Source organism: Amycolatopsis sp. NPDC033938 (assembly GCF_055575975.1).
This window is the reverse complement of the sequence record NZ_JBVIRO010000001.1, coordinates 1,353,568-1,362,862: the sequence shown is the minus strand read 5'-3', so window position 1 is coordinate 1,362,862 and position 9,295 is coordinate 1,353,568. Positions and strand designations below refer to the sequence as shown.

General features: G+C 66.4%; 10 protein-coding genes. 4 read left to right on the top strand and 6 right to left on the bottom strand.

The genetic code is table 11. The annotated features are described in order from the left end of the window. Positions 1 to 655: 655 nt before the first annotated feature. The gene (locus ACZ5ZX_RS06825; protein ID WP_465500982.1) at positions 656 to 1,297 is read right to left on the bottom strand and encodes a TetR/AcrR family transcriptional regulator; all 642 of its coding nucleotides are present in this window, start codon (positions 1,295 to 1,297) and stop codon (positions 656 to 658) included. 215 nt (positions 1,298 to 1,512) lie between these two features. Between ACZ5ZX_RS06825 and ACZ5ZX_RS06820 the strand changes: the two genes are divergently transcribed. Both ACZ5ZX_RS06820 and ACZ5ZX_RS06815 read left to right on the top strand, forming a co-directional pair. Then, positions 1,513 to 2,727 carry a cytochrome P450 gene (locus ACZ5ZX_RS06820; RefSeq protein ID WP_465500981.1) on the top strand — a complete coding sequence of 405 codons (1,215 nt, stop codon included), beginning with the start codon at positions 1,513 to 1,515 and terminating at the stop codon, positions 2,725 to 2,727. A gap of 8 nt (positions 2,728 to 2,735) precedes the next feature. After that, entirely contained in the window at positions 2,736 to 2,933 is a 198-nt protein-coding gene (locus tag ACZ5ZX_RS06815) for a ferredoxin (protein WP_465500980.1), read from the top strand. Positions 2,934 to 2,976: 43 nt separating this feature from the next. On the opposite strand, the gene ACZ5ZX_RS06810 is transcribed toward ACZ5ZX_RS06815, so the two are convergent. The 4 genes from ACZ5ZX_RS06810 to ACZ5ZX_RS06795 are packed head-to-tail and all read right to left on the bottom strand — an operon-like array spanning position 2,977 to position 7,061. Next, positions 2,977 to 3,792 (bottom strand): carbohydrate ABC transporter permease, encoded by an 816-nt coding sequence (locus ACZ5ZX_RS06810; RefSeq protein ID WP_465500979.1) that lies wholly within the window; start codon positions 3,790 to 3,792, stop codon positions 2,977 to 2,979. Continuing rightward, entirely contained in the window at positions 3,789 to 4,724 is a 936-nt protein-coding gene (locus tag ACZ5ZX_RS06805; RefSeq protein WP_465500978.1) for a carbohydrate ABC transporter permease, read from the bottom strand. The genes ACZ5ZX_RS06810 and ACZ5ZX_RS06805 overlap by 4 nt, the downstream gene beginning before the upstream one ends. Further along, a complete protein-coding gene (locus ACZ5ZX_RS06800) occupies positions 4,724 to 6,064 on the bottom strand; it encodes an ABC transporter substrate-binding protein (protein ID WP_465500977.1) in 1,341 nt (446 codons plus the stop codon). Before ACZ5ZX_RS06800 ends, ACZ5ZX_RS06805 begins: the two co-directional genes overlap by 1 nt. Continuing rightward, positions 6,057 to 7,061, bottom strand: a complete 1,005-nt coding sequence (locus tag ACZ5ZX_RS06795; RefSeq protein WP_465500976.1) for a zinc-dependent alcohol dehydrogenase family protein — start codon at positions 7,059 to 7,061, stop codon at positions 6,057 to 6,059. The genes ACZ5ZX_RS06800 and ACZ5ZX_RS06795 overlap by 8 nt, the downstream gene beginning before the upstream one ends. 127 nt (positions 7,062 to 7,188) lie before the next feature. Here ACZ5ZX_RS06795 and ACZ5ZX_RS06790 point away from each other — a divergent pair, with 127 nt between their 5' ends. After that, positions 7,189 to 8,169, top strand: a complete 981-nt coding sequence (locus tag ACZ5ZX_RS06790; protein ID WP_465500975.1) for a sugar-binding transcriptional regulator — start codon at positions 7,189 to 7,191, stop codon at positions 8,167 to 8,169. A gap of 78 nt (positions 8,170 to 8,247) precedes the next feature. On the opposite strand, the gene ACZ5ZX_RS06785 is transcribed toward ACZ5ZX_RS06790, so the two are convergent. After that, the gene (locus ACZ5ZX_RS06785; protein WP_465500974.1) at positions 8,248 to 8,619 is read right to left on the bottom strand and encodes a winged helix-turn-helix transcriptional regulator; all 372 of its coding nucleotides are present in this window, start codon (positions 8,617 to 8,619) and stop codon (positions 8,248 to 8,250) included. Between ACZ5ZX_RS06785 and ACZ5ZX_RS06780 the strand changes: the two genes are divergently transcribed. Then, a complete protein-coding gene (locus tag ACZ5ZX_RS06780) occupies positions 8,558 to 9,286 on the top strand; it encodes an NADPH-dependent F420 reductase (RefSeq protein WP_465500973.1) in 729 nt (242 codons plus the stop codon). The genes ACZ5ZX_RS06785 and ACZ5ZX_RS06780 overlap by 62 nt on opposite strands. The last annotated feature ends 9 nt before the right edge of the window (positions 9,287 to 9,295 follow it).

Genomic DNA, 9,295 nt, shown 5'->3' with positions numbered 1-9,295 from the left:
ATGCTTCAACCGGCTCAAACAATTCCGAGGCCTGGCAACCCGTTTCGCCAAACGAGCCGCCTATCACCGCGCCGAGATCATCCTCGCCTGCATCATCCTCCACCTCCGATGAAGATCCCCAGGACACGCCCTAGCCACTTCCCGCGTTTGGTCCGCTAAATGCGAACTGTCCGTGAAGGCCTCCTTCCCTACGCTCAAGGTAGGGAAGGAGGCCTTCACGGACTTTCAGTTACTCGGATCCAGGTCGGCGCTGGTCAGCTGCACCGCTGGAGCCGGGGCAAGGCGAACATGTCGTGGTGGGCCCGGCGGGAACGGGCTCACGCAAAGGTGCCCCACCCCGCTCTCGACTGTCCATAAGGGACACTTTTCGAGATAACAGTGCCCGCTTTGGGCGAATTTGCACGGTTCTACAAGAGGGTCGTGAGCGGTAAGTGTTGTTCTAACCCTCATCGCCACTCACGACCCCACGCAGCAACGTACATAGCGGCATTAATCGGACACTCGGGCGCCCGGCGGTGTCCCTTGTGGACACTGAAGCTCCGCCACCGACGCAAGCGACCCCACGACAGCGCAGGAATAACCGACCGACCTGCAAGATCTCGACTTTGCCGGGACCCTGACGCTTGATAGCAGGGAAGGAGGCCTTCACGGACTTTCAGTTACTCGGATCCAGGTCGGCACTGGTCAGCGCCCGGCCCGGCAACGCCTCGTTCCGCCCGGCCCGCAAGCCGTCGATCATGATCCCGATGCAGCGCCGGGTCGCCATCCGCGCGACCTCTTTGCCCTTACCCGGCATCTGCCGCAGCAACGTCGCGAACAGCATCGCGACGTCCCCCGTGGCGACGTCCGTCCGCAGCCTGCCCTCCGCCTGCGCGCCCTGGACTAAGCCGCCCAGCACCACCAGCAGGTCGTCACGCAGGGCCTTGATCGCGGGATCGCTCCTCAGGATCGCGTGCGCCCGCGGTGACACCATCGCGAGTTGAATGCTCAACTGAAGTTCCATCGATTGGTGCAGCAGCCGGATCAGCGCGTCCCAATCAGAGGACTCCTGATCTTTCGCCGCCTTCGCGTCCCTGAGGACCCTGTCGAAGTTGTCGACGGCGACGGCCCGGATCAGCGCGTCCCGATCCGGGAAACGACGGTAGAGCGTGCCGACGCCGACGCCCGCCGCCCGCGCGATCTCTTCCATCGGGACCTCGGCGCCCTGGGCCGCGAAGATCACCCTCGCGGCGGCCAGGATCTGATCCCGGTTCCGGCGTGCGTCGGCACGCAAGCGGGTCTCGGGGTCGGCAGTCATGTCCTCGCCTCTCACAGGTGCTTCGGCGCCGTGATTCTCGCACGGACGAACGCGCACTTCACTCTTCCCGACGGACCACCCCTTCGCGAGTGGACGACCTGCCTCCACTTGAGTACCTTGGTGACATAAGCGGAATAAAACCATCCGCATACGTTTTATGGGGCCCCTTGTCCGATTTCGCCCGAACTCACCCGACATCCGGGGAAGGACGACCGATGACCGACGTCGAGGAAACCACCGCAACCCTGCCGCTGGCGCGGAAATGCCCGTTTTCGCCGCCCCCGGAGTATCAAAAGCTTCGCGAGGAAAGTCCGGTTTCGCGGGTCAGCCTGCCTTCCGGGCAGACGGCATGGGCGCTGACCAGGCTCGAAGACATCCGCGAAATGCTGAGCAGCCCGCATTTCAGTTCCGACCGGCAGAATCCGTCGTTCCCGATGATGGTGGCGCGGCAGATCCGGCGCGAGGACAAGCCTTTCCGGCCTTCCCTCATCGCGATGGACCCGCCGGAACACGGCCGGGCCAGGCGCGACGTCGTCGGTGAGTTCACGGTCAAGCGGATGAAGGCCTTGCAGCCGCGCATCCAGCAGATCGTCGACGAACACATCGATGCCCTGCTCGCCGGTCCCAAACCCGCCGATCTCGTCACGGCGCTTTCGTTGCCGGTGCCGTCACTGGTCATCTGCGAATTGCTCGGCGTCCCCTATTCGGACCACGAGTTCTTCCAATCCTGCAGTTCCAAGATGCTCAGCCGGGAGGTCAGCGCCGAAGAACGGATGACCGCGTTCGAGCAGCTCGAAGGCTATCTCGACGAACTCGTCACCAAGAAGGAAGCGAACACCACCGAGGACGACCTCCTCGGCCGCCAGATCCTCAAGCAGCGGGAGACGGGCGACGCCGACCACGGCGAACTCGTCGGCTTGGCGTTCCTGCTGCTCATCGCCGGGCACGAGACGACGGCGAACATGATTTCGCTCGGCACGGTGACGCTGCTGGAGAACCCCGATCAGCTGGCCAAGATCAAGGCCGACCCCGGCATGACGCTCCCCGCGATCGAAGAGCTCCTTCGCGTCTTCACGATCGCGGAGACGGCCACCTCGCGCTTCGCCACGGCCGACGTCGAGATCGGCGGCACGCTCATCCGCGCCGGTGAGGGCGTGGTCGGTCTGAGCAACGCGGGCAACCACGACCCGGAGGGCTTCGAGAACCCCGACGCCTTCGACATCGAACGCGGCGCGCGGCACCACGTGGCGTTCGGCTTCGGGGCACACCAGTGTCTCGGCCAGAATCTGGCGCGGATGGAACTCCAGATCGTGTTCGATACGTTGTTCCGGCGTATCCCGGACATCCGGGTCGCCGTTCCGGTCGACGAACTGCCGTTCAAGCACGATTCGTCGATCTACGGCCTCCACGCGCTTCCGGTCACCTGGTAGGAGGAGCCATGAAGATCATCGCGGACGCCGGCAGGTGTGTGGGCGCGGGCCAATGCGTGCTCACCGATCCCGATCTGTTCGATCAGAGCGAGGACGACGGGACCGTCATCGTGCTGGTCCCGGAGCCCCAAGGGAGCGACGCGGAGAAGAACGCCCGCACGGCCGCGCACATCTGCCCGAGCCAGGCGATCTCGCTCGCCGAGTAGACACGGAAAGGGCCGGTCCTTCGCGGACCGGCCCTTTCCGGGGTTACTTGACCGCGCCCATGGACAGGCCGCGGACGAGGTGGTTCTGCGCGATCCATCCGACGATCATCACCGGCAGCGACGCGAGCAGGGCGGCGGCGGACAGCTGCGCCCAGTACAGCCCTTCGCTGGTGATGAACCCGACCAGGAACACCGGCACGGTCCCCGCCCTCGCGGCGGTGAGGTTGACCGAGTAGAAGAACTCGGTCCACGAGAAGATCACGCAGATCAGCGCGGTCGCGGCCACCCCCGGCGCGACGACCGGCATGATGATCTTCTGCAGCAGCACCGGCAGGGTCGCGCCGTCGATCCGGGCGGCTTCGATCATCTCGTGCGGCACTTCGAGGAAGAACGACCGCATCATCCAGATGGCCAGCGGCAGGTTCATCGAGGTGTACAGGATGATCAGCGCCCAGACGTTGTCCAGCAGCTGAGTATTCTGCGAAATCACGTACAGCGGGATGATCGCCGCCACGATCGGCAGCATCTTCGTCGACAGGAAGAAGCCGAGCGCGTTGCTCGTCCCCTTCACCGGTGCCAGTGAGAGCGCGTACGCCGCCGGGATGCCCAGCAGCAGCACGAACACCGTCGACACGATGGTGACGAACGCGGAGTTCGAGAGGTACGGCAGGAACCCGCGTTCGAGCACGCCGGCGAACTGGTCGAGCGTCGGGGTGAAGAACAGGCGCGGCGGATCGGTGTAGGCGTCGGCCTCCTGTTTGAAGGCCGTGAGGATCATCCACAGCAGCGGGAACACGAACAGGATCGCGATCACCCAGGTCGCGACCGTCAGCGCGCCCGTGCCGAAGCGGCTTTTCATTTCGCGCCTCCCTGGACCGAGAACGTGCGGAACATCAGCCGCAGCGCGAAGGTCGCGACGATCATCGTCAGGATCACGACGATGACACCCATCGCGGACGACTGCCCGATGTCGAACCCTTGGAACGCGCGCTGATAGATGTAGAAGGGCAGGTTCGTGCTGGCCGTACCCGGACCACCCTGTGTCATCAGGAAGATCGCGTCGAAGCTGTTCACGATGTAGATCGCCCCCAGCAGGGTCGCCAGCTGGAGGAACCGGCTCAGATGCGGCAACGTGATCGAGGTGAACGTCCGCCAGCGGCCCGCCCCGTCGACGGCCGCGGCCTCCAGCACGTCCTTGGGCTGGCTCTGCAGCCCGGCCAGGATCAGCAGCATCATGAACGGCGTCCACTGCCAGACCACCTGTGCCATCACCGCCGCGAGCGGGAACTCCGAAAGCCAGTCGACGTCCGTGCCGAACACGAAATGCAGCAGCCCGTAGGTCGGGTCGAACATCGTCGTCTTCCACAGCAGCGCGCCCGCCGCGGGCAGGATGAGGAACGGCGTGATCAGCAGCGTCCGGACCACCCCGCGGCCGAGGAACTTGCGGTCAAGCAGGATCGCCAGTCCCAGGCCGAGCAGCAGCGAGACGAAGACGCAGACGACCGTGAGCACGACGGTGTTCAGCAACGCCGCCAGGAACGTCGAGTCGGCGAAGACGTCGATGTAGTTCCGCAGTCCGACGAAATGCCGCGAGCCGGGCCGCACCAGGTTCCAGGACTGGAACGAGTAGAACACCGTCAGCAGGAACGGAAGCTGGGTCACGGCGACGACGAACAGCAACGCGGGCAGCAGTGGCAGCCGTCGTTTGAACGGTGTGTCGGTGCCGCGCTTCGGAGCCGCCGCCTTGGCGTGGGCGGGCTCGGTGCGGGCAGGAGCGGAGAGCGTGGCCATCACTGCACCTCCTGATACGACTTACCGACGGTCTGCGCGTACTCCTGCGCCTGTTTCAAGGCTTCGTCCACGGTGATCTGGCCCGCGATCGCCGCCGAAAGCTGCTGGCTCACCCGGGTGCCGAGATCCTGGAACTCGGGGATGCCGACGAACTGGATCCCGGGGTAGGGCACCGGATTCACCATCGCCTTCCGCTGGTCGGCGTCCGCGATCCCGTCCAGCGTCGGCTGTGCGTAGGCCTTGGCGGCTTCGCGGTACTCGGGGATGTCGTAGGTCGATTTCCGCACGCCCGGCGGCACCCGGTTCCATTCGCCGTACGCCTTGGCGACGCGCTGCACGTAGGCCTTGTCGGTCATCCAGGACATGAACTTCCAGGCGGCGTCGGAGTCCTTGGCGACCTTCGGGATCGCCAGCGCCCAGGTGTAGAGCCAGCCGCTCGCCGGTGTCTTTTCCACCGGCGCCGGGGCGTATCCGGACTTCCCGACGATCTTGCTGGCCGACGGGTCCTCGTTGGTCCCTGCCATGACCGTGGCGTCGTACCACATCGCGGCCTGGCCCTGGGTGTACCGCGTGCCGCATTCGGAGAAGCCCGCGCTGGACGCGCCGACCTCACCGTGCTGCCGCACCAGGTTCACGTAGAACTCCGCGGCGGCCTTGAACTCGGGGCTGTCCAGTTTCGCGTTCCAGTCCTTGTCGAACCATTGCGCGCCGAAGGTGTTGGCGACCGTGGTGAACGGCGCGAGGCTCTCGCCCCAGCCCGGCTTGCCGCGCAGGCAGATCCCCGCGATCCCCTTCGCCTTGTCGTCGAGTTTCGCCGCGAACTCCGCGATCTGCGACCACGTCGGCTTGGCGGGCATCGTGAGCCCGGCCTGCTCGAACAGATCCTTCCGGTAGGCCAGGAACGACGATTCGCCGTAGAACGGCACCGCGTAGAGGGAACCGTTGTGCGACAAGGATTCCTTGATGCTCGGGATGAAGTCGGCCGAATCGTACGAGGGGTTCGCGGCGATATGCGGTCCGAGGTCTTCGAGCCAGCCGTTCGCCGCCCACTGCGGTGCCTCGTAGTTGCTGATCATGACGACGTCGAACTCGCCGCCCTCGGTGGCCGTCGACGCGGTGATCTTCGCGCGGGCCTGGTTCTCGGGCAGCGACACGAATTTGAGGGTGACGCCGGGATTCGCCTTCTCGAACTCGCCGGAGAGTTCGATGGCGTCCTTCATCTGCGGGTTCGCGACGATCGCGACGACGAGCGTCCGGTCACCGTTCCCGAGCGCGCCCGCACCGGCGCAACCGGTGAGGGTCAGCAGGAGAACCGCGAGCAGAGCGGCGGCTTTACGCACTTTCGCCTCCCGGTAGCACCTGGACCTTCAGCCCGGCACCGCTGCGCATGAGGGCGAGCGCGTCGGGGTACCGCTCCAGCGGCAAGGTGTCGGTGAGGAGCGCGCCGGTGTCGATGGCGCCGTCGGCGACGAGGTCGAGCGCGGCGCCGTAGCTGTTCATGACGGCCATCGAGCCGACGACGGTGATCTCGTCGTTGTAGATCCTGAACGGCGAAAGCGCGACGCGTGCTTCGGCGGGCGCGACCCCGAAGACCAGCAGACGGCCTCCGCGCTGAAGCGAGTCGAAAGCGGCTTCGATGGCAGGCGCGGCACCCGTGCAGTCCGCCGCGGCGTCGAACTTCTCGTCGTCGAGGTCCTTCACGTCACCCGCGACCGCGACCGCGCCGAGATCCATCGCCCGGCCGAGGCGGGTGGTGTTGCGATCGACCACCGTGACGTGGGCACCCGCACGCTGCAGCAACTGCTGCATGATCAGCCCCATCGTGCCCGCGCCGACGACGAGGAACCGCTCCCCCGCCTCGACGCCGATCCGGCGTACCCCGTGGACGGCGCAGGAGACCGGTTCGACCAGCGCGCCCTGTTCCCAGGTCATCGTGTCCGGCATGCGGTAGCAGTTGGCGGCGGGAACGGCGACGTACTCGGCGAAAGCGCCGTTCACGGTGTCCCCGGTCGCGTTCCAGTTCTCGCAGAGATTGCCGCGGCCGGAGCGGCAAGGCTTGCAGTAGCCGCAGAACAGCGACGGATCGACGGCGACCCGGTCACCGATCTTCCAGCCACCCGGCACATCCGCGCCGAGTTCGACGATCTCGCCGGCGAACTCGTGGCCGGGGACGATCGGATACGGCGTCGGCGGGAAGTGCCCGTCGGCGATGTGGAGGTCGGTGCCGCAGATCCCGCAGGCACCGACCTTGACGACGACCTGGCGATCCCCCGGTTTCGGATCGGGCACCTCCCCGACCCTGATCTCCCCGGGCTTGTCCACGATCGCGGCACGCATGCCAGCTCCTCTTCTCCGCTCAGATGAGCGGGACAGGCTTATGCTTCAGACTGCATGTTCAGGCATGGTGAACTTTTCCCTGGTGTTACGTCAACCTTTCGGGTTGATTTCGCGTTATAGTGCTCATATGAGCGGGAAGAAACAGGGTCTCGGCCTGGTGGAGTCCTTACGCCTGGCCGCGGTGGCCCGGCGGTTCTACGACCAGGGCGCGTCCAAACTGGAGATCGCCGACGAGTTCGGCATCAGCCGGTTCAAGGTCGCCCGGATGCTCGACACAGCCAGGGAAAGCGGCATCGTCAAGGTCGAATTCCACCTGCCCGCGCCGGTGGATCTCGCGTTGTCCGAGGAGATCCGCACCGCGTACCGGCTGGACCGGGTACTCGTGCTCGAACGAGCACCGGAACCGGAATCCCGCGAAGTCGCCCGGCGGAAGATCGGCACGCTCGCGGCCCGGCTCCTGACCGAAATCATCACTCCCGGCGACGTCCTGGGCCTGTCCTGGGCACGTTCCGTGAACGCGATGACCGACGCCATCCAGTCGCTGCCGCGCTGTCCGGTCGTGCAGTTGTGCGGAGTCCAGGCGGGAATGGACATGCGGGACCGGTCGGTGGAGACGGTCAGCCGGGTCGCCGCCGTCTCCGGCGGACAGGCGTACCCGATCTTCGGCCCGCTCGTCCTCCCCGACCGCCGCACCACCGAGACGTTGCGAAGGCAGCCAGGGATCGCGGAGACCTTCGGGCAGTTCAAGAACCTGACCAAGGCCGTCGTCAGCATCGGCGCGTGGAAACCCGAGGAGTCGACGGTCTACGACGCGCTCGACGAAGCCGAACGCGTCGCCATCGCGAAACGCGGCGCGAAAGCCGAAGTGTCCGCGCGGCTCTTCGACGCCGACGGCACGCCGATGTCCACCGGACTGGCTCACCACGTCCTGGCGATCAGCGCCGAAGAACTGCTGGCCGTTCCCGAGGTGATCGCGCTGGGCTACACGGAACCGAAGGCCGAAGCGATCGACGCCGTGCTCCGCTCCGGCATGGTCTCGACGCTGATCACCGATACCGCCGCGGCGCTTCCGCTGCTTAAACTCGCCGCAGCCCGCCCGCTCGCCTAAAGCTGCTGAAGGACGCTTTCCCCGCATGCGATGCGACGAAAGCGCCCTTCACCGCGTGAGATGCGGGGAAGGGCCCTTTCAGCCCGTCCTGTCCTGCGCCGTCCTGTCCTGGATCGTCCTGTCCTGCGCCGCCATCACGTCGTCACCGTGCCGGAACGCCCACTCACCGAAGGCTTCGATAGGCCCCAGGAGGCTGGCCCCGAGGTCCGTCAGCGAGTACTCGACCTTCGCCGTCCGCCCGCAGTCACGCCTGCTGACCAGGCCGTTGAACTCCAGCCGCCGGACCGTCTCCGTGAGCACCTTCGTGCTGATCCCGCCCAGCCGTCGCCGCAACTCGGCAGGCCGCAGCGCGCCGTCCCGCAAGGCCCAGAGCACGACCGGGTTCCAGGTGTTCGCCATCAGGTCGAAGGCCAGCCGGGCACGGCAATCGGCGAGGAAGACGTCGTTCATCGGACCTCCGGTAACCATTCGGTACCCGCGCGGCTTTCTACCGTCGTGCTGTCCACTCGATCTTAAGGAGCAGCACATGCGTATCGGTATCTTCGGTGCGGGCGGGATGGCGGAGGCGCTCGGCGGCCAGTGGGCCGGTGCCGGGCACGAGGTGATGGTCGCCTCCCGCGACCGGGCCAAGGCGGCCAAGATCTCCCCGCGGGTGGGGACCTGGGCGGAGACCGCCCGCGCCAGTGACGTGATCCTGCTCGCCGTTCCCGCCGCGTCGGTGACGGAAGTCCTCGCCGCCGCGGGAGAGCTCACCGGGAAGGTGCTGATCGACTGCACCAACGCGGTCGGCCCTGGCACCACGCTCTCGGTCCCCGACCAAGCCGCGCGGATCGCCGCCGCGGCGCCGGGAGCGCACGTGGTCAAGGCGTTCAACCTGTGCCCTGTGGACGTCTGGCGGATGACTCCGCCGGTGTTCGGCGGCCGTCCGCTGGCGGTGCCGCTCTGCGGCGACAAGCTCGACGAAGTGAGCGAACTGGTTCGCGACATCGGGTGCACGCCACTGAACGCCGGCGGACTCGACCGCGCGCGACTCATGGAGGCGACGATGGCGTTCATGGTCGGGCTGTGGTTCGACGGCCACGACGCCCAGGCCTGCTTCCCGCCCCTTCCGGTGTGATTTCAGGGT